The following is a 21286-nucleotide window of genomic DNA, read 5'->3' on the forward strand; positions in this document are numbered from 1 at the left end:
ATGAGTGGCACATGACGGTTACCCAGGTGATAGGCTGCCTTTAAAAGATCAAATTCATGATCTGCAGTGACCTGCATCAAGGTTTCTGGCTTGGCATTAACACGCAATAATTCACCATGATCGGTGGCGATGACTGAACCACTACGTAAAATCCCGGTACGTGGCAGGTCTGCACCAATATCGGTGCCATTTTTTAGCGTAGCGCGGAAACGGCTTTTTTGACGCGTATCAAAGCTGAGTTCAATACTTTCAATATCAGTAGAGTGACTGGCATCTTCCAGACGTTGGGTAAAAATCTTCATCTTGGCCCTATATGCATCAATTTGATTCATCACGTTCCAAAGCGGAACAATTGATCAAAAAACAAAAAATATTGCATCAAAATAAAGCATTTATCGTGCCAAGATATTGGATTCAATTTTCTTACATAAAAATTACGAATGACATTTCACCTATCTTCAACTGCGGCTAAAATATAAGAGCAGCCAGCTGAGTTAATAGTTTAGTTGGTTTGATTTAAATAGCTGAATTATTTAATTTTATTTAAATGATATGCTAGCAACTGGATTTAAGTAAAACTACTCGGGCTTAGCGGTTCCACGCTTTTCACGGAGTGAAAATGAAATATTTTGAATGTCCCAAATGTGAGCATCAGATCTTTTTTTATTCTACTGAATGCCATCACTGCAAATCTCCGATTGGTTATATCGCATCGGAAAAGGACATGTGCACTTTTGAAAAAATCAGTGAAGATGAGTGGATTCCGCTGAAATCAGAATATCGTGCCACGCACTATAAGCCTTGCTATAACTATACCCATTATCATGTCTGTAACTGGATGATTCCGGGCGATTGCGATGAGGACTACTGCGAGTCCTGTCAGCTGACCCATATCATTCCCAATCTGGATGATCCCGACGTTATTACCTACTGGCGGCGACTTGAAGAGGCCAAACGGCGCTTTTTATATCTTACCCAGCGCATGAATATGATGCCGCGTCCAAAACGTACAGATGATGATGTATTTGGTTTGCGTTTTCACTTTTTATTGCCTATGGATGGTAAGCCAGTGTTAACCGGGCATGCCAATGGTCTGATCACTATGAATGCCATTGAAGCAGATGTGGTGTATCGGGAAACCACGCGTATTGATATGGGTGAAAATTATCGCACTCTTTTGGGTCACTTCCGCCATGAAAGTGGGCATTTTTATTTCAGTATCATGCAGCATCTTCATCCAGAACTAATTGAAGAATTTAGATTTTATTTTGGTGATGAACGTCAGAATTATGCTACTGCGCTGCAGCGCCATTATGAAGAAGGTGCGCCAGAAAATTGGCAAGAAAAATATATCAGCACCTATGCGACGGCACACCCATGGGAAGATTGGGCTGAAACCTGGGCGCATTATCTGCATATTATGGACACTCTGGAAACCGCTTTTTATGGTGGTCTGCGTGTTGATGGAAATGGTAAAACCTTGGCCAGCATGTCCTTTAATGAATGCCCGATTGGCGGCAAAGACATTGAACACATTCTGGATAACTGGATCACTTTAACGTTTAACCTGAATGCCCTGAATCGTAGCATGGGACTGGAAGATGCCTATCCGTTTACGCTTACCGAAGTGGTGAAAAACAAGCTGCGCTTTATTCATAGTCATGTACTGGACAAAGTATTTAAAGAAGCTGAGTCAAAATTACCCGGCTAAAATCGCTGCCCCGTCACGTTCTAAAACAATGAGAATTATCTTCTAAATTGCTGTTTAGCCACCAGATCCTGGTCATTTTCATGAATTTGGCCAGTAAATGATCAATTATCAGACAATTTTATTACCATGCACGACCATAGTTTGATATTCATTTAATCTGAAAATAATTAGGCTGTTATTGTTCTTTTTCGACACGTTAGTAAAGATAAGATGAGTAGTGTAAGACAACAGAACTTTCTTCTGCGTAAAGAAAAAATTCTGAGCATGGCCGAGAACCTGCTTCTGGATAATAACGAAGACATTACCCTGAATGAGCTTGCCAGTGAAATGGATATTGCCAAGGGGACCATTTACAAGCATTTTAAAAGCAAAAACCAGTTATATCTGGAACTGATTATTTTAAATGAACAACGTCTTCTAGAGATTTCCAAACGTTTTAATACTGACTTCCGGACTTATGTATCGGAATATATGCTTTATCATTTGCACAATTCCAATCGAACCATTTTGCTGCATATGATTGAGGAGCGCCTGACCAATACTGAAAAAGGCCTGAAAGAGCTGTTTCAGGAACTGTATCAGGTCCGTGAAGAACGGATTCTGAGTATCCGTGACCTTACTCGTGAATATCTGGATGCCAATAACAGTAGCATGTCGATCCGGGATTATCTGTCTTTTATCTGGACAGTGACCTATGGCGCTTCCCTGTTACTGAATTCAACCAGCTATCAAAAAGCTGTCGGTTCTCGTGAACGATTGATTGAACTCTATGTCAATCAAGCCTTGATGATTGCACCCAACAATACCTCTACATAAAAAAGCCTGACACACAGGTCAGGCCTGCTTTCGTAGCGCTACTTATACTGCTACAGGTGGAAAACCGTCTTCAGTCAGTGCGGCAACGATTTCATCCTGATGTACGCCAGTTTCTACTTCAACCAGCTTTTGCTCTACGTCAATTTCAACACGTGCATGTTCATCCAGATCCTTGATGGTCGCAGTAACACTACGTGCACAACCGCCACAGGTCATATTTTCAATACGAAATTTCATGCGCTTATCTCCTTAGGAATAATTTATTCTAACTTGAAGTTGAGTGATGGCTGGAGGGTGGATTTGTATCCAGTCCCTGCTCGATATCTTTTAAAATTGCACAATCGGCACGCTCATCACCAGCACAACGCGCGACTGATTGCTTCAAAATTTTGACCATGGCCTGCATATCCTGAATTTTCTGTTCCAGTATAGTGATATGTTTTTGTGCCAGCTGTTTGACTTCAATGCTCTGCCGCACTTCATTCTGCCATAACCCTAACAGCTCTTTCATCTGTTCCGAGGAAAATCCCAGCTCGCGTGCATGCTGGATAAAACCCAGCATACGGATATCAGCATCGCTATAGTCACGATAGCCACTTTCACTGCGTTTCGGCGCAGGTAACAGACCAATCTCTTCATAATAGCGAATCATTTTGGCCGAGATACCGGATCGTTTGGCGGCTTGTCCAATATTCACTGATTTACTCCTGTGCTGATAGTGGCTGATACAGCTTTAAACGCAAGGCATTGCTGACAACAAATACTGATGACAAAGCCATTGCACCTGCGGCAAACATTGGCGAAAGCAGGATGCCAAAGAATGGATACAGGATACCCGCAGCAATTGGGATTAATGCAATATTATAGACAAAGGCCCAGAACAGGTTCTGTCGAATATTCTTGATGGTGGCCTGACTGATGCCAATGCCGGTGGCGACATGCTGCATATTGCCTGACATGAGCACTACATCTGCCGCTTCAATTGCAACATCAGTCCCTGTACCAATCGCCATGCCGACATCTGCCTGCGCGAGAGCCGGTGCATCGTTAATACCATCACCCACAAAGGTTACGATGCCATGCTCTTTTTGCAGCATTTTTACGGCATCGACTTTTTCATGAGGTAAGACTTCAGCAACCACATGATCAATCTTGAGTTGTTGTGCTACCGCATTCGCCGTATGTGGGTTATCACCCGTAATCATTGCGACTTTCAGACCTTGACGATGCAATTCTTCAATGGCTTTAAAGGTGGTATCTTTAATCGGATCAGCTACGGCAATAATAGCTGCGAGCTTTCCATCGAGCGCTGCATACAGCGGTGTCTTGCCTTCTTGTCCCAATTTAGAGGCTATTCCAGCAAAGTGCTCGGTATTTAAACCCAGCTGTTGCATCAATCGTTCAGCACCAATCTGGATATCCTGATTATTGATCTGTGCTTTGATCCCGGCACCAGTAATCGAATCAAATTCACTTACTTCGATTAATTCGATCTGCTGCTCTTTTGCTGCCTGCACAATCGCATAGGCAATCGGATGTTCAGACTTGGCTTCTACCGAGGCGATCAGTTGTAAAACCTGCTGTTCATTAAAACCTTCTAGCACCTGAAAATCAGTCATGACAGGTTTTCCTTCCGTCAGTGTTCCGGTTTTATCGACTGCTACAACTTTAGTTTGCTGCAATAACTGTAGAGCTTCGCCTTTACGGAACAGTACCCCCATTTCTGCCGCACGACCGGTACCGACCATAATCGAGGTCGGTGTTGCCAGGCCCATGGCACATGGACAAGCAATAATCAGAACTGCCACAGCATTAACCAGTGCATAACTCAATTGTGGCTCAGGACCAAGCAGGAACCAGACCATAAAGGTCAATAAGGCCAGACCCATCACTGCAGGCACAAACCATAAGGTAACTTTATCTACAGCTGCCTGAATCGGCAGTTTGGCACCTTGCGCCTGCTCGACCATTTTAATGATCTGCGCCAGTACTGAATCTTCACCCACGGCGGTCGCACGGATTTGCAAGGTTCCATTCTGGTTAATAGTGCCACCAACAACTTTATCATCAATATTTTTGGCCACAGGCACCGGTTCACCCGTCACCATCGCTTCATCGACATAGCTATGACCGGAAGTCACTACACCATCTACTGCGACTTTTTCACCCGGGCGAATTTCGATGATCATATCCTGCTGGACTTCGGAAATGGGCAGGTCCAGCCATTGTCCATCCTGCAAGACACGTGCGGTTTTAGGCTGCAGGCCAATCAGATATTGAATCGCCTGTGAAGTTTTGCCTTTGGCACGTGCTTCCAGATAACGACCTAACAGGATCAAGGCAATAATGACCGCTGCCGCTTCAAAATAGACATGTACGGTGGCTTGCGGCAATAAAAATGGGAAGAATGTTGCGATAACTGAAAACAGATATGCTGCCGCTGTACCTACCGTTACCAGCGAGTTCATGTCAGGTGCCAGTCGCAATAAGGCTGGAATCCCATGCTGGTAGAAACGCCGCCCCGGAAACAATAATACCAAAGTGGTCAGTACAAACTGGATATACCAGCTGTTCTGCGTACCAATATTATGCGCAACAAAATGATGGAAGGACGGAAGCAGATGTGATCCCATTTCCAGAATAAATACCGGTAATGCCAGCACCAGGGCAACCCAAAGATCACGATACAATGAAGCTGTTTCTTCAGCTTTTTTCTGCTGGAAATTCTGCTGTTCGGTGAAATTCACTTTTGCAGTTTTTAGCTGTGCCTCATAACCGGCTTTTTTAACTGCTTGGATCAGATTAGCAATATTCAGGTTTGAACCAAAAACCTGTACCGTTTCAGTGGCCAGATTCACACTAGCCGCAGTGACACCTTCCACTTTATTGAGTGCTTTTTCCACCCGAGCGACGCAGGATGCACAAGTCATCCCTTCAATGTTTAGTTCAAGCTGATCTGCTTTGACATCAAAACCGGCTTTCTGAATGGCTTTGACCAAGGCCTGCTGCTGTAAAGAACTGACTGCAGTGACATAAGCCTTTTCGGTAGATAGATTCACATTGGCTTCCAGCACTTCTGGAATTTTTTTGAGGGCTTTTTCAATTCGGGCAGCACAAGAGGCACAGCTCATGCCTTCAATATCCAGTTCGAATTTCTGTTGTTCCACCTTAAAGCCAGCACGCTCTATTTTCTGGATAATCTCCGCACAGGGAATCACATGATCGGCACTAATCGATACCTTTTCCGTAGACAGATTGACATGAGCCGAAACTACGCCTTCAATTTTCTTTAAAGCCTTTTCTACCCGTGCCACGCAAGAAGCACAGGTCATACCTTCAATCTGTACAGTCGTTTGATACAGTTGAGTATTCGACAGTTCCTGCATGGCACATCTCCTTCATATTATTGATGGTTTGAATCTAGCTTATAGCTTAAACCTTCCCATAGTTGGAAGGTCAAGTCTTTATGTGAAAATAAAAAAGCCCGGATCATAAACCCGGGCTTTTAACGTATTGCCAAATACTTGCTGAAAATTATTCTGCAGAAATATCTTCAAACAATATCGATGACAGGTAACGTTCACCACCATCTGGCAAAATCACCACAATGTTTTTACCTGCATTTTCAGGACGTGCTGCAAGTTGTGCAGCCGCAGCCATCGCCGCACCACTTGATATACCCACCAGAATACCTTCTTGCGATGCCGTTTTACGTGCCCATTCCACTGCCGTAGTACTGTCAATTGCAATGACTTCATCTACCAGATCAAGATCAAGGTTACCAGGAATAAAGTTCGCACCAATCCCCTGAATTTTATGTGGTCCAGGCGTCAATGATTCACCGCGTTTCGCCTGAGCAATGATCGGTGACTCAGCTGGCTCAACGGCAACTGAATAGATCGGCTTGTTACGGACTTTTTCGAAGTAACGTGAAATACCTGAAATGGTACCACCCGTTCCTACACCAGCGACCAGAATATCAACATTACCGCCAGTCGCTTCCCAGATTTCTGGGCCAGTCGTTTCTTCATGAATTTTCGGGTTAGCCGGGTTTTCAAACTGTTGTGGCAGGAAATATGTTTCAGGGTGTTCAGTCACCAGACGAACCGCTTCATCTACTGCACCTTTCATACCTTTCGCAGGTTCAGTCAGAATCAGGTTGGCACCAAAGGCTTTGACCACTTTACGGCGTTCGATACTCATGCTGGCTGGCATAGTCAGCGTAAGTGGATAGCCTTTTGCTGCAGCAACGAAAGCCAGTGCAATACCGGTATTGCCACTAGTTGGTTCAACAATGTGCATGCCTGGTTTTAACTTGCCAGATTTTTCAGCATCTGCAATCAGCGCTGCACCAATACGGCATTTCACCGAAAATGCCGGATTACGGCTCTCAACTTTCGCGAGTACAGTTGCTCCACCTGTGATGGCACGATTAATGCGCACAAGAGGTGTATTGCCAATGGCTTCTGCATTGTTACTGTAAACCGCTATTCCCAGATTGTTGGGCGTAGGAAATGCTGCATCTGTACTCATTAGTATATCCCTGATGTTATTAGTTTGAAGTGCACTATCATCATACAAGTATTTTCAGATTTTGTAGAAGAAAGTGGAATCTGCACTCTATTATGGCAAATCAACTATTATATAAGTTATTAATATACAATAAAAATAACTGATTATTTAATGTCAAATATATAATTTTTATTGATATTTAAATTCACAAAAAGCCATAAAAATAAGTGATTTTTACCAAATGTTTAATGATTCAGGCCTTTATAATCATTCGCGCTGTATTTTATCTCTATGGACATTCTGAATGAATACCGATCTTGAAATCACCACCATGCGTGATTCAGCTGATCAGGTGGTTGGCATCCTGAAATCTCTTGCAAACACTGACCGTCTCATCATCCTATGTCATCTTTCCCAAGCGGAACTCAACGTTTCCCAAATTGAAAATCTCACCCACATCCAGCAACCTACACTTTCCCAGCAATTGATGATGTTACGTAAAAGTGATGTGGTCAGTACCCGCCGCGATGGTAAGCAAATTTTCTATTCTATTAAAGATCAGAATCTGGTGGTCATCCTGAATACGCTGTATCAACTGTACTGTGCAAAAGCTTAAGCATTTTATCTAGAGTCTAAACATTCCTCTTGGCACTGGAGATGATCTTCAATATGTAGATCATCTCTTTGAAACAGAATCATTGCTAAGAACTGGTCAGGTCATTTTTTATATGAGGGTTGATCAAGCTCCACTTTTATCCATGATTTCTTAGCAGAAAATGTGCATAATATATCTATATTTGTGATTTAGACTTTTATATGTCCAATTCGAAGCCAAAACTGCTGCAATTATTACCGGCCTGGTCATGGTTAAGCCATTATAGTCCGGTTAAATTCAAGTCCGACGTGCTGGCTTCGTTAATTGTGGTTGCCATGCTGGTGCCGCAAGGTATGGCCTATGCCATGCTGGCTGGATTGCCGCCGATCATGGGGCTATATGCCAGTATCCTGCCTATGATTCTGTACGCGATGCTAGGTAGTAGCAGTACCTTGTCGATTGGTCCTGTGGCCATCATTTCCATGATGACCTTCGCCACGCTGAATCCTTTATTTGAAGTCGGTTCACCCGTCTATATCGAAGCAGCAACTTTATTGGCGCTGATGGTCGGAATCATTTCCCTATTATTAGGCTTGATGCGTTTTGGTTTTTTGATTCAGCTGATTAGCCATCCGGTAATTCAGAGTTTTATTATTGCTTCTGCGCTGCTGATTGCGGTTGGACAGTTTAAGTTTCTGATCGATGTGCCATTACAAGCCAATAATCTTCAGCAATTTGTGTTTAGCCTGCTGGAATATCTCCATCTGATTCACTGGCCAAGTCTGGTTTTTGGGCTGCTGTCCATTGGCCTGCTGATCTATCTTCCAAAAATTCTGAAATCCCAGTCTGTACAAAGCCGGATCGGATCGACTGATTTTCTGGTGCGTGCTGTACCATTAATGCTAGTCGCTTTAGGTATTTTGGCTGTGGTGTATCTAAATCTGCAAACACAAGGGATCAAAACGGTAGGTGCAATTCCTTCCGGATTTCCACCTTTAAGTTTTCCACACTGGAACTGGGATTTAGTGCTCACCTTGCTGCCAGGCGCGACCATGATTGCGATGATCAGTTTTGTGGAATCGCTGTCTATCGCGCAAGCAACAGCATTACAGCAACGTAGCCAGCTAAACAGTAACCAGGAACTGATTGCACTGGGTATTGCCAATATTAGTGCCGGAGTCAGTTCTGCCTTTCCAGTTACTGGTAGCTTGTCACGTACTGTGGTCAACGCGGATGCTGGTGCCAGAACGCCAATGGCGGGTGTACTGTCTTCTCTGCTGATTATTTTGATCAGCCTGTTTTTTACCGGTTTCTTTGAAGACCTGCCACTGGCGATTCTTGCCGCCACGATCATTGTATCGATCTGGAAACTGGTTGATTTCCAGCCCTTTATGAACGCTTGGCGCTATTCCAAAGCAGACGGGATTGCCATGTGGGTAACTTTCTTTGGTGTGGTGCTGATTGATATCTCGACAGGTCTGATTATTGGCATTATTTCCACCTTCGTGCTGATGCTGTGGCGTATTTCCCGTCCGCATATTGCAGTAGTCGGCCTGATTGAAGGCACCCAGCATTTCCGCAATGTGCAGCGCCATCAGGTGCTGACCTCAGATCAGGTGCTTTCCTTGCGTATTGATGAAAATCTAAGCTTCTTGAATGCTAATGCCTTTAAGGGCTTTTTGATTAATGCGGTCAGTGATAAAGACCAGCTTAAGCATGTCATTTTGAACTGTTCCAGTATCAGTGCTATTGACCTTAGTGCTCTGGAAATGCTGGAAGATCTGAATACAGAACTGTCCAAACTCAATATTCGTCTACACTTTGCTGAAGTGAAAGGACCAGTCATGGATCGCTTACAGGAATCCAAATTGCTTAAACATCTCAGTGGACGGATTTATCTGACGCACTATCAGGCAATTCGGGATCTCTCCCCCGATCTGTTTAATGATCACAGTAAAGATTATTCCATTTAACTCGTTTGACTATTCCAGGAACAACGTGATTAATTTTGAAGGCATCTCGTAGTATCAGCAAAATTGATCACTTTTTTAAGAGCATTTCTATAATAAATATATGGTATACATTTTCATCTTAAAATTTTGTCCAAAACCTGATTTTGATTAAATTATAGACAAAAAGTATAGGTGGTTTTCTATAATTATTATTTATTTTCATAAACTTATATTTAAACTAAAAATATATTTTAAGCACATAGAATTTTAAGTATAAAATAACGCAAATTTTTTCCGCATTTAGCCCTCGTAATTTACACAAGGCAACCTTATGTTCTCTGCCCTTTCGCGTATGAGTTTAGTCTCCCGAATCATCATTGCCATTATACTTGGTATTGGTGTCGCGCTGGTTTTTCCAGAATATGCGCCCTACCTCAGTCTGCTAGGCGACCTTTTTATTAAAGCTCTTAAATCTGTCGCTCCTGTCCTCGTTTTCATTTTAGTTCTAGCTTCCATTGCTAACTTTAAAGTGGGTCAAGGCAACTCCCGTATGCGCCCGATCATGTACATGTATGCGATCGGCATGTTCCTGGCCGCAGTGAGTGCTGTAATTGCCAGCATCATGTTTCCAAGTACGCTGTTCCTTGACGTCGCTGCACAAGGTGACTTACAGCCACCAGGCAGTTTAAGTGAAATCCTGAAAAATCTGCTGCTCAGCTTTGTTGCGAACCCAGTGGTTGCAATTGCTGAAGCGAACTTTATTGGTATTCTGGCTTGGGCAGTGGCACTGGGCATTGCATTCCGTCATGCATCTGAAACCACTAAAACCGTATTAAATGATGCAGCAAATGCCATTAACCATGTGATCCGTCTGGTAATTAGCTTTGCACCTGTCGGTATTTTTGGTCTGGTAGCAGTTACTTTTGCCGAAGCGGGTCTGGAAACTTTAGAAAGCTACGGTCATTTGCTGGCAGTATTGCTTGGTACGATGGCGTTCGTAGCACTGGTAGTGAATCCATTACTGGTTGCACTGGTGACACGTGCCAATCCTTATCCACTAGTCTTTACGTGCTTGCGCGAAAGTGGCATCACTGCATTCTTTACCCGTAGCTCAGCTGCAAATATTCCGGTAAATCTGGATCTGGCGAAACGCTTAGGTGTGTCTGAATCCACTTCAAGTGTAGCCATTCCACTAGGTGCAGCCATCAATATGGCGGGTGCATCTGTGACCATTACCGTGTTATCGCTTGCAGCAGTAAATACTTTAGGCATTCATGTTGATTTAACCACCATGATTATTCTTTCTGTGGTTGCAACTGTTTCTGCATGTGGTGCCTCTGGTGTTGCCGGCGGTTCATTGCTGCTGATTCCAGTTGCATGTGGCCTGTTTGGTATTTCTTCTGATATCGCAATGCAGGTCGTTGCAATCGGTATGGTGATTAGCGTATTGCAGGATTCAACTGAAACTGCACTCAACTCATCAACTGACGTTTTATTTACTACAGCTGTAGACCGCGCATCTAATTGATCTTATATTGATAATTCAATATTTTGCCAATAGATGTTGAGTTCTTATGCCATTACAGCGTTTACCCATCTGGGTTCAACTGGGTGCATTTTTTCTTGCCGTAAATGCCGGCATGATTAATGTACTCGGTCTGGTTACTCTCCTGCACCAATCCGTTTCCCATATGACCGGCAATATCAGTATGCTGGCCATGGCACTGGTGCAATGGCAGCCTGAACAGATTCTCTATCTGTGCCTGGTTACTGCGTGTTATGTCATTGGCTCAATGTATAGCGGTCTTATCTTGGGAAATAGCCACTTTCAGCTAGGCCGCCGTTATGGATATCCGCTCAGTCTGGTGGCTCTTTTTATTATCCTGTGCTGGATCTTACTACCATATTTTCCTCATTATGGCTTGCTGTGGGCCTGTGTGGCGATGGGTGTGCAAAATGCCATGGTCAGTCACTATAAAGGCACGATTATCCGCACTACGCATTTATCTGGTGTATTAACCGATCTTGGGCTGTCGTTAGGCTATAAGTTGCGTGGACTGGAAGTTGAATCTCGACGGACTATCCTGCATTTACTGATCCTGATCGGATTTTTAATTGGCGGTATTCTTGCCAGCTGTATTTATCCTTATTTAAAATTAAACGCATTCCTGATCCCGGCAGCACTCAGCCTTAGTCTAAGCCTGATTTACTGGATCATTTATTTACGTTATCGACGCTTACAGCATTAATTCTCTGGAAATACTCATGGTTAAAAACGCACTACAGGCACAATTGTTAAAGGCAGGTCTGGTCGATAATAAGAAAGCAAAGAAATTGTCAAAGCAGGCCATTCATGAAAAGCGCACTGGTGATAGTACTGAAGCTGAAATCAAGGCGAAAATTGAACAGGCCAAACAGGAAAAGCTGGCAAAAGATCAGGCCATTGAACAAGAGAAAAAGGCAGCATTGCAGGAAAAAGAACTCAAAGCTGCCATTATGCAAATGATCAATCAGCATAAAATTCGCGATACTGATGGTGAGATTTCCTATCAGTTTATTGATGATTCTAAAATCAAGAAAGTCTATCTGAATCAGCAAATTTATAATGCACTGGTTGCAGGCAGTTTGGTGATCGCCCGCGAAAATGACAGCTATGCTTTCCTGCCTAAAGCGCTGGCGGATCGTATCAATGCCAAAATGGAAGGCTTTATCATTGTGAATAATTCCGAGAAGAATGAACAGACCACCGATGAAGAAGATCCATATGCAGCATATGTGATTCCGGATGACCTGATGTGGTAATCCATGAAAGCCAAAAGCTCCCTATTTCGGGAGCTTTTTTTAAGCACTATTAACATAATGATTCGAGGTAGACAATCAAACTGGCTGTGCTGTATCAGCCATTAGCTCCTGAATAAATTGATCAAAACGTTGCCCTTGTGCTGGTGAATGTTCCCAGATGCTACAGCCCAAATTCTTTGCATCATCAAAGGCTTCATCCTCATAAATAATAGTATTCAAAAAATGTGCACCAGGAATGCCTTTGAGCAAATTTTGATTTGCTTCAATTTGCGAGATTTCGATCTGCTGAGGTACACGCATCAGTATTCCATAGACTTTTAACTGGGTATTGAACTGTGCAACACTGATGGCCAGTTGCAGCATCTCAGTATACATCTCCTGTTCTTCAGCCTCTGCTGACATAGGAATAATCAGCTTATCTGCTCGCATCAACACCGAGCGCAATGCATAACTATCATGCCCGGCGATATCAATCACGATATCATCATATTGAGTTTTTACCTGTTCTACACGCCGCATTAACTCATCTGGATGGTCTTTTAAGGAAATATGTTCAAAACCAAAACCTGTACGATGCAAAGCCACCCATTCAAAATTCTGCTTGTCGTCATCGGTATCTATATAGAGTGTTCTGGCTTGAAGACGCAGATATTCTGTCAGATTCATTGCCAAGGTACTTTTACCTGAATCTCGTTTCGGACTGGTCACCACAAAGATCGTCATATTATCCCCAAATTTTTAATCAAAAATATTATTAAATACTTAAAATAATTATGGTTTTAAAATGAATGATTTAATTTGAAAAGTCAAAACTCATTTAAATTAGATCATAAAAAAGCACCCTTAGATGCTTTGTTTAAAAATCTTTCTGACCAAGATCAATTTTGAGTTTTCTGTCCAATAAACAGAATTGCATCCTGCTGATTGCTGTTCTCGGCCATCATATAAATTGACTGGCTATCAATCTGGTTCAGCAATATCCCATCTACTTCCTGTGCACCATTCAAACAGTCGGAACTTGCAGAACCTGTTAAGACCAGATGAATATTAAAATATGGCGCATTGTTTTCCGAACTCACTCTTCCTGCAAATGCACACTTGTCCTGATCGCCGACAATTCCTGTCACCACTCCGCTACGGTCGATATTGACTGTAGTAATTACATTATTGGTTAAAGTCGTGGTTCGACCGCTATAGCGTCCTTGCAGGCTGGATATACTGGTATTGTCACGACTGTAATCTGTATTATAAATAAGGTTAAAAGGCCGATTATTGGTATTATTGACATTTCCCTGCAGATTCTTTTCCGCCGTATAATGACCATTCAGGGTTACACTAGCAGTTTGATTGAAGGCAAAATTATAGTCGCGAATGTTGGTCGCACTAAAGCGATTGCCCGATAAAGAAAACTGCCCACGCATGATACCGGTATAACCATTATCTGCTGGCAGTGAATACAATAACCAGAAATTACTATTTTTCTCGATCACACCCAGAATAGAGCGCGGACTCAAATTTTCATCTGCAAAACTGCCGAGATAAACACCTGTCAAGCGGCTTGAGGATGAACCATCTACACCTCTAAAAATATCATCATTCCCATCACCGCAGGCATTCAGCGCTAAGGCCAGACCGACAATTGCTAACTGTTTTTGCATAATTCTACCCTTTGTATTTTTGTAGGAGGGTGATCTTTGATGTGCATCTTTATCATAGCTGGGCTACTTAGGAGCTGATATGAAATGCCGATAAAGTCTCCTGTTCGCCTGATGTAATTGACAGTTTTAAATACCTTACTGATCCTTTCAACGACTCATAAAGATGTCCGCTGGTTAATCAAATTCTAAATAAGCAGAATCTGCTTCTCTATCTGTTTTTGTATCTTTTTATAAGCATAATATTGATGGATCAAAATACTGTAACGGGACAGATATGTTTTAAAACGTTATTCAAGGTTAATAAATAATTTCTAAGCTTATAAACTGTATGGCATTTTTATATTGAAGAGAAAGATCAGTTGGAACAGTTTAGATTTATTCAGAACATTCAAGATTGGGCAGATCAATACCCTTGGCTGGAAATGCTGTCTTCTTTAAGCATTGTGATTGCACTGGCTTTTATCGCCAATCTGTTTGCCAAACAGGTTGTTGTTCGTGGAATTCGTAAACTGATTTCCAAATTGCCTTTTGCCAACAACACGATCTTTGCAGAACATAGTGTAATTCGCCGTATTGCCAATATTGTACCCGCTATTGTGATTATGAATGGGATCAGCACGGTTCCACACTTGTCAGATAAAGTGCAGACCTTTGTACAGATGGGCGCCCAGGCTTTTATTTTCCTGACCATTGCCCTGGCACTGGGTGAATTGCTGAATATTTTTAACCTGATTTATCAGCGCAATCCCAAATCACGCAATAAACCGATTAAAGGCTATTTGCAGCTGGTGAAACTGCTGATTTTTATTGTCTGTGGATTGATGATTCTGGGTACCTTCCTGAAAAAGGATGTATTTACCTTGCTGGCAGGTTTCGGTGCGATGGCTGCCGTGCTGATGCTGGTGTTTCAGAACACGATTCTTTCATTGGTGGCTTCAGTACAGATTTCTTCTTATGACATGGTGCGTATCGGTGACTGGATTGAAATGCCTTCACTGAATGCGGATGGTGATGTAATTGATATGTCATTACATACCGTGACCGTGCAAAACTTTGACAAAACCGTTACGACCATTCCAACCAATAAGTTAGTGACGGATACGTTTAAAAACTGGCGAGGAATGCAGGAAGCAGGCGCGCGTCGTATCAAACGTTCGATTCATATTGATCAAAGCAGCGTGCATTTTATGAGTGAGGAAGAACAGACCAAACTCAAAAACTTTATCCTGCTGGATCATTATCTGAATACCAAGACTGAAGAACTGGTCAAATTCAACCAGCAGTTACAGCATAATTCCCAATATAATCAGCGCCGTTTAACCAATTTAGGAACGTTCCGCGCCTATCTGGAATTTTATCTGCAACAGCATCCAGGTATTACTAAAGACTTTTCTCTGATGGTGCGTCAATTACAGCCGACTAGTGAAGGCCTACCGCTAGAAATCTATGCCTTTACCAATACCACGGTATGGACTGAATATGAGAACATTCAGTCTGATATTATGGATCATGTATTGGCAATTATTCCGGAATTTGGCCTGAAAGTGTATCAGGCACCTTCAGGTAGCGATTTTAAGGAAGTATTTACAGCGCCTGCTTCGCCAATTATTACTTAATTTCAACGCAGTTACTCCAGGCCTGAAATGATACGTCATCTCAGGCTTTTTTTTATTGATGTAGCTATGCAATCTCATCAATGTCTTTTTAAATTTTTTATTTACCTGAAATCAACTTTTTCAGGTTTTAAGCTTTGCAACCTAAAGTTTGATTTAGTTAATCATTTTGTGGCAATTTCACCTTAATTCAGCCTTATAAAAACAGAATCCTTTATAATCCGTGAAAAGCAAAATGCATGAGAAAAGAGCACACTAATGTTTCGATGGCTTGAACGGCTGGTAGATCCCTATCCCACCAAAAATCTGAACCAACCCTTGCCCACCAGTTTTTTCCCTTTTGTCTGGCAAGCGGCTTATGGCGTACGCCGTTATCTGTTGATTCTTGTCCTTTGTACTGCCGGTGCAGCCAGTTTCGAGGCCTTGCTGTATGCTAAAATTGGCGATCTGGTCAATTGGCTCAGCCAAAGTCAGCCAGACACCTTTTTGGAGCAACATGCCACTAACCTGACTTTACTCACTGTAGTCCTGCTGGCCAATATCTTCTTTGCCAGTGCGCAATCCTTGATCAAGCACCAGATTTTATACAGTAATTTCCCGATGCGTTTGCGCTGGCGTTTTCATAATCTGCTGCTCAAGCAAAGCCTGGATTTCTTCCACAATGACTTTGCCGGTCGTTTATCTGCCAAGGTCATGCAGACCTCACTGGCGATCCGTGAATTCTGGGTCATTCTCGGTGATATGCTGGCCTATGTAGTGATTTATTTCATTACCATTAACATCGTACTCGGTTCAATTTCTGCTTATCTGATTATTCCACTGATGGTATGGCTGCTACTGTTTATCTGTGCTGCCAGCTATTTTATTCCCCGTCTCAGCAAAATCTCGCATGAACAGGCCGATGCCCGTGCGGTAATGACTGGCCGTGTGACCGATGCTTATACCAATATTCAGACCGTTAAACTTTTTGCTCATGCAGGCCGTGAAAGCCAGTATGCCAAAGCATCCATGCAAGAGTTTATGGTGACGGTTTATAAACAGATGCGACTGGGGGCCCAGTATGAAATCAGTATTTTATTGCTGAGCCTCGTACTCTATGGCGGTGTATTAGGGACAGCGATCTGGTTATGGATGGAAGGTCAGGCTCAGCTCGGCATTATTGCAGCAACTACAGCGATGGTACTGAAACTGAACAGTATTGCCGAATTCCTGATGTGGCAAACCTCGCAATTGTTTGAAAATGTCGGAACTATTCAGGATGGTATGGGAACTCTGGGCAAATCAATTTCGATTCAGGACAAGCCGGATGCTAGAGAACTGGAACTAAAACAGGGTGAAATCAAATTTGATAATGTTTGTTTTGCCTATAATGACAAAAACGTGATTGATGGTTTGAACCTGACCATTCGACCGGGTGAAAAAATCGGTGTGGTGGGTCGTTCTGGTGCCGGTAAGTCTACCCTGATTCAATTATTACTGAATTTCTATCGTATTGACCAAGGTCGTATTTTAATCGATGGACAAAATATTGAAGATGTGACTCAAGATAGCCTGCGCAAGAATATTGCCATGGTGACACAGGACACTTCACTGCTACATCGTAGTGTGGCTGAAAACATCAAATATGGTCGTCCGAATGCGACGGATGAAGAAATGTTTGAGGCGGTGCGTAAAGCTGAGGCAGAGGAATTCATTCCGCAACTAAGCGATATGCGCGGTAAGCGTGGTTATGATGCCTATGTCGGTGAGCGTGGCGTCAAGCTGTCTGGTGGTCAGCGTCAGCGTATTGCGATTGCCCGTGTCTTTCTGAAAGATGCACCTATTCTGATTCTGGATGAAGCAACCAGTGCACTGGATTCAGAAGTTGAAGCGGCAATTCAGAGCAGTCTGGATGAGCTGATGAAAGGTAAAACTGTGATTGCGATTGCTCACCGTCTTTCTACTATTGCGCAAATGGACCGGTTGATTGTGCTGGATCAGGGTAAGATTGTTGAACAAGGCACACATGATGAACTGGTGGCATTGAATGGAATTTATGCGCATCTGTGGCAACGTCAGACTGGCGGATTTTTAATAGAACACGACACAAAAGAACAAGGATAGAACATGTTATATCTGGAAGACCTGCAGATTGGTGATGAGTTTAAAAGTCGTTCTTACCGCATGAGTAAGGACGAAATTCTAAAGTTTGCTCATGCCTATGATCCGCAACCGTTTCATGTCGATGCGGAACAGGCCGAACAGCATCCGATCTTCCGGGGTCTGGCCGCCAGTGGCTGGCATACTGCTGCGGTGGTCATGCGTTTATGGACCGAATGTTTCCCGGTTGCTTATGGTCTGATTGGGGCGGATTCGCATGTGCGTTGGCCCTGCCCGACCCGCCCTGATGATGAAATCCGGGTGATTGTGACCATCACTGATATTCAACCTTCCAAACGCAAACCTGATCGTGGCATCGTTCACTATGAAACCCAAGCCTTGAACCAGCAAGATCAGGTTCTATTTAATTCAACCACAAATATTCTGGTATTTAAACGAGAATTTACAGCAGTTTAGTTTGATTTTTACCCACATTTCAGGCTAATCTGCTTGAAGTGTCTGGGTAAGGCTCAGCATTTTGTCCAACAATTTTAAAGATAAAACTGGCTAGTTCATGCCAATATGGGCACATAAATAGAAAAAATTTGACTGAGTGCAACGGATCGCGCATGAAGATAATTGTTCCACGCCAAGACCAAGGCATCCCGGGTGTTTATGGTCTTTTGCTTCTCGACGTTATCTCCCGCTGGGGCTATAACGATGAGTCGCTATTCAAACCTTTTGGGCTAACCAGCGAACAGCTGGCAGATCCTGAGTTCCGAATTCCGACTGCTATCGCCAATGATATGGTTAAACACGCACTCAAGCTGACTGGTGAACCGACCTTGGGCTATCACCTTGGCACACAGATGCGTATTTCCATTCATGGCTTCATTGGCTATGCCATTATGACGGCAAATAATATTACCGAAGCTTTGGTGCTGGCCAACCGTTTTATTCAGTTGCGTTTGCCCTTCCTGCAACTGTTCTTCTCGACCTTTGGGGTCAAGGCCACAGTACAGCTACAAACTGATATTCAGATGGAACCGCTGCGTACTGAAATTTCAATCGCCCTGATGATCGGTCTGATCAGTATGGCCAAAGCCATTACCGGGATCAGCGATGCAACCGGAGAAATTGATTTCGATTTTAAAAAGCCGGAAGGTTTTGAACACTTTATGGTGAAATTCCCTACGCATCAGTTCCGTTTTGAACAGCCACATCTGTTACTTAGCTTCGATAAAAACTATCTGATGAATAAACTGGTGCATGCCGATCCGATCGCCAGCCAAATTGCGATTAACCAGTGTGAAGCAGAACTTTCCGCACTGGGTGAACGGCATCGTATTGCCATGCGGGTACGGGATATTCTGACCAATTCAGAACAGCATTATCTTAGTATTGAAGCAGTCGCCGACCGTCTGCATATGTCGGATCGTACCTTGAAACGTCAGCTGGCCGCAGAAGGCACTTCTTTCTCGACATTGGTCGATGAAGTACGTTATCGTCATGCAACTTCCCTGCTTTCACGAACAGACTTTACTCTGGAACAGATTGCCGATGAACTCGGTTATAGTGATGTCGCCAACTTCAGTCGTGCCTTTAAACGCTGGAGTGGTCGCAGTCCAAGCAACTGGCGTAAAGATCCGTATCTATAAGCCTTTTGTTTTGCAGCAAAAGAATGTATAAATCATGTCAAAAATGAACCTAAGCGATTTAAGGAGTTATCAATGAATCATCCTTCAGAATTAAAGTACGCAAGTACACATGAATGGGTACGCATTGAGGGTGATCTTGTGGTGACCGGTATTTCTGACCATGCACAGGATGCTTTAGGTGACCTGGTCTATGTTGAAGCGCCAGATCTTGATTCACACGTGACCGCAGGTCAGCAAGCAGGTGTGGTTGAATCTGTAAAAACTGCCTCAGATATCCATGCGCCTGTTTCTGGTATCGTTGTTGAAATTAACCCGGCACTGGAAGATGATCCGGATTTCATTAATGACGATCCATACGGCAAAGGCTGGATTTACAAAATCAAGCCAGATAATATCGCAGATGTCGAAAAACTGCTCAGCAATACTGAATATGAAGCAGGGCTTTAATTTAACCTGTTTTAAGAATCAGCCTGCGGGCTGATTTTTTTATACCTGAATTTTTAAGACCTTTTACATATTAAAATGACACCAAATTTGTCGCTTTTTATTGTATCATTCACATAATCTCCCATATAGTCTTCGTGACGCGCTTCGTTGCTGAATATCGCATTCAGCATGTTCCATAAAAAATACTAATTTTGGCCTAGCGTCTCACATTAAAATTTCTGGATCATGATGAACGCAACTGTAACGCCGTTGTGGACAAAGTCCTTTTTGCTTTGTCTGGCAAATAATCTGTTTTTGTTTATTTTTTATTTTGCACAAACCACAATTCTGCCGATTTATATTCTTAAAGAACTTGGGGGCAGCGTAACCCAAGCCGGATTAACCCTGACGCTATTCATGGTTTCTGCGATCTTGATCCGCCCATTTAGTGGTTTGATTATTGAAAAACTGGGACAGCGCCGTACTTTAATTATCTCGGCGACGATGTTCTGTTTTATTGCTTTTGGCTATTTATTTATTAGCAATATGACCAGTTTATATATCCTGCGTTTATTCCATGGGGTCTGGTTTAGTATCCTCACTACCGTTTGTGTTCCTGTGGTAAACCAGTTTATTTCGGATAGTCGCCGAGGCGAAGGCATGGGTTATTATGCCATGTCGGTAAATCTCGGAATTGTACTCGGCCCCCTCATTGGCCTAAGTCTTATTCCTTATTTAAGCTATACCATGGTGACTGCTGTACTGGTAGCCATGATCTTTATCGGTTATATCTTCTGCTTTCTAATTCCGGTGCAAGAAGTCAAACAACCAGACAGTGAAGCTGAAAAAAGCAAGTTGGGTTTAAGTGATTTTGTTGAGAAGAAATCCCTGACCGTTGCCTTAATGGTCATGATGATTTCCTTCTCATATGCCAGCATCATGTCCTTTATTGCCCCCTTTGCCAGTTCAATTCATCTGATGCAGTACGCAGGCTTATTCTTTGTGGTTTTTGCCATTTCCATGATGAGCTTACGCCCGATTACTGGCAAAATTTATGATCGTAAAGGTCCACAATATGTAATTTATCCTGCGGTTCTTACCTTTAGTCTGGGGCTATTGGTTTTAAGTCAGATTCATAACCTGACTGGATTTATGCTGGCAGCCGTACTGATCGGATTAGGTTTTGGCAGTGCTCAACCTTGTTTGCAAACTCTCGCCATTCAACGTGCTCCCAAGCATCGGATTGGCTATGCCACTTCGACTTTCTATACCTGCTACGACATTGGCATTGCTATTGGCTCATTAGTCGTTGGGATGATGATTACCAAGCAAAGCTTTAGCTTCGCCTTTATTATTTGTGCCGCTCTAACAGCTCTGAGCCTGCTGTATTTTAAATTCGTGGTTCAACGTACAACTGTTATAGCTTAATCCAGTAATAAAAACCGACCCTATTTCATGTCGGTT

20 protein-coding genes are annotated in these 21286 nt (G+C 43.0%); 13 read left to right on the forward strand and 7 right to left on the reverse strand.

The genetic code is table 11. From position 1 onward, the window contains the following. The coding region (locus B4033_RS04300; RefSeq protein ID WP_286832365.1) for an urease accessory protein UreE at positions 1 to 302 on the reverse strand (302 nt) is incomplete at its 3' end. A gap of 317 nt (positions 303 to 619) precedes the next feature. Between B4033_RS04300 and B4033_RS04305 the strand changes: the two genes are divergently transcribed. Both B4033_RS04305 and B4033_RS04310 read left to right on the forward strand, forming a co-directional pair. After that, on the forward strand, positions 620 to 1711 hold the full coding sequence (locus tag B4033_RS04305; RefSeq protein WP_286832367.1) for a zinc-binding metallopeptidase family protein: 1092 nt from the start codon (positions 620 to 622) through the stop codon (positions 1709 to 1711). Positions 1712 to 1921: 210 nt separating this feature from the next. Further along, complete coding sequence (locus B4033_RS04310; protein WP_076753620.1) at positions 1922 to 2527, forward strand: TetR/AcrR family transcriptional regulator; 606 nt, start codon at positions 1922 to 1924, stop codon at positions 2525 to 2527. A gap of 42 nt (positions 2528 to 2569) precedes the next feature. Here B4033_RS04310 and B4033_RS04315 read toward each other — a convergent pair whose 3' ends face one another. The 4 genes from B4033_RS04315 to cysK form a co-directional block, all read right to left on the reverse strand. After that, positions 2570 to 2764, reverse strand: coding sequence for a heavy-metal-associated domain-containing protein (locus B4033_RS04315; RefSeq protein WP_004809486.1), 195 nt, complete (start codon positions 2762 to 2764; stop codon positions 2570 to 2572). 28 nt (positions 2765 to 2792) lie between these two features. Continuing rightward, positions 2793 to 3224 (reverse strand): Cu(I)-responsive transcriptional regulator, encoded by a 432-nt coding sequence (gene cueR / locus B4033_RS04320; protein ID WP_071320728.1) that lies wholly within the window; start codon positions 3222 to 3224, stop codon positions 2793 to 2795. Positions 3225 to 3228: 4 nt separating this feature from the next. Further along, positions 3229 to 5913 (reverse strand): heavy metal translocating P-type ATPase, encoded by a 2685-nt coding sequence (locus B4033_RS04325; RefSeq protein ID WP_286832371.1) that lies wholly within the window; start codon positions 5911 to 5913, stop codon positions 3229 to 3231. A 148-nt stretch (positions 5914 to 6061) separates the two neighbouring features. Beyond that, positions 6062 to 7060 (reverse strand): cysteine synthase A, encoded by a 999-nt coding sequence (cysK, locus tag B4033_RS04330; RefSeq protein ID WP_048881082.1) that lies wholly within the window; start codon positions 7058 to 7060, stop codon positions 6062 to 6064. A gap of 283 nt (positions 7061 to 7343) precedes the next feature. Between cysK and B4033_RS04335 the strand changes: the two genes are divergently transcribed. From B4033_RS04335 to B4033_RS04355, 5 genes are all read left to right on the forward strand, one after another. Continuing rightward, a complete protein-coding gene (locus B4033_RS04335) occupies positions 7344 to 7655 on the forward strand; it encodes an ArsR/SmtB family transcription factor (protein WP_004809492.1) in 312 nt (103 codons plus the stop codon). A 200-nt stretch (positions 7656 to 7855) separates the two neighbouring features. Continuing rightward, positions 7856 to 9607 (forward strand): SulP family inorganic anion transporter, encoded by a 1752-nt coding sequence (locus B4033_RS04340; RefSeq protein ID WP_286832377.1) that lies wholly within the window; start codon positions 7856 to 7858, stop codon positions 9605 to 9607. 310 nt (positions 9608 to 9917) lie between these two features. Next, positions 9918 to 11114: a serine/threonine transporter SstT gene (sstT, locus tag B4033_RS04345; RefSeq protein WP_005222275.1), complete on the forward strand. Its 1197-nt coding sequence runs from the start codon at positions 9918 to 9920 to the stop codon at positions 11112 to 11114. Between the two features lie 46 nt (positions 11115 to 11160). After that, a complete protein-coding gene (locus tag B4033_RS04350) occupies positions 11161 to 11835 on the forward strand; it encodes a YoaK family protein (RefSeq protein ID WP_076753623.1) in 675 nt (224 codons plus the stop codon). Between the two features lie 16 nt (positions 11836 to 11851). Then, positions 11852 to 12388, forward strand: coding sequence for a DUF2058 domain-containing protein (locus B4033_RS04355; protein WP_103800085.1), 537 nt, complete (start codon positions 11852 to 11854; stop codon positions 12386 to 12388). Between the two features lie 75 nt (positions 12389 to 12463). Here B4033_RS04355 and B4033_RS04360 read toward each other — a convergent pair whose 3' ends face one another. Together B4033_RS04360 and B4033_RS04365 are read right to left on the reverse strand one after the other, a co-directional pair. Then, positions 12464 to 13111 carry a ParA family protein gene (locus tag B4033_RS04360; protein ID WP_103800086.1) on the reverse strand — a complete coding sequence of 216 codons (648 nt, stop codon included), beginning with the start codon at positions 13109 to 13111 and terminating at the stop codon, positions 12464 to 12466. A 155-nt stretch (positions 13112 to 13266) separates the two neighbouring features. Continuing rightward, a complete protein-coding gene (locus B4033_RS04365; RefSeq protein WP_286832384.1) occupies positions 13267 to 14046 on the reverse strand; it encodes a hypothetical protein in 780 nt (259 codons plus the stop codon). 359 nt (positions 14047 to 14405) lie between these two features. On the opposite strand from B4033_RS04365, the gene B4033_RS04370 reads away from it, so the two are divergent. The 6 genes from B4033_RS04370 to B4033_RS04395 all read left to right on the forward strand — a co-directional run bounded on the left by B4033_RS04370 (position 14406) and on the right by B4033_RS04395 (position 21250). Further along, positions 14406 to 15662 (forward strand): mechanosensitive ion channel family protein, encoded by a 1257-nt coding sequence (locus B4033_RS04370; RefSeq protein WP_048881088.1) that lies wholly within the window; start codon positions 14406 to 14408, stop codon positions 15660 to 15662. A gap of 255 nt (positions 15663 to 15917) precedes the next feature. Then, a complete protein-coding gene (locus tag B4033_RS04375) occupies positions 15918 to 17762 on the forward strand; it encodes an ABC transporter ATP-binding protein (protein WP_286832388.1) in 1845 nt (614 codons plus the stop codon). A 3-nt stretch (positions 17763 to 17765) separates the two neighbouring features. Next, positions 17766 to 18215, forward strand: coding sequence for a MaoC family dehydratase (locus tag B4033_RS04380; RefSeq protein WP_286832390.1), 450 nt, complete (start codon positions 17766 to 17768; stop codon positions 18213 to 18215). Between the two features lie 152 nt (positions 18216 to 18367). Further along, complete coding sequence (locus tag B4033_RS04385) at positions 18368 to 19396, forward strand: AraC family transcriptional regulator (RefSeq protein WP_286832392.1); 1029 nt, start codon at positions 18368 to 18370, stop codon at positions 19394 to 19396. Positions 19397 to 19468: 72 nt separating this feature from the next. Then, a complete protein-coding gene (gene gcvH, locus B4033_RS04390; RefSeq protein WP_004809515.1) occupies positions 19469 to 19843 on the forward strand; it encodes a glycine cleavage system protein GcvH in 375 nt (124 codons plus the stop codon). Positions 19844 to 20071: 228 nt separating this feature from the next. Further along, on the forward strand, positions 20072 to 21250 hold the full coding sequence (locus B4033_RS04395) for an MFS transporter (protein ID WP_005222285.1): 1179 nt from the start codon (positions 20072 to 20074) through the stop codon (positions 21248 to 21250). Positions 21251 to 21286: the final 36 nt, after the last annotated feature.

This window comes from Acinetobacter sp. UBA3132, assembly GCF_002364825.1.
GTDB lineage: Bacteria > Pseudomonadota > Gammaproteobacteria > Pseudomonadales > Moraxellaceae > Acinetobacter > Acinetobacter schindleri.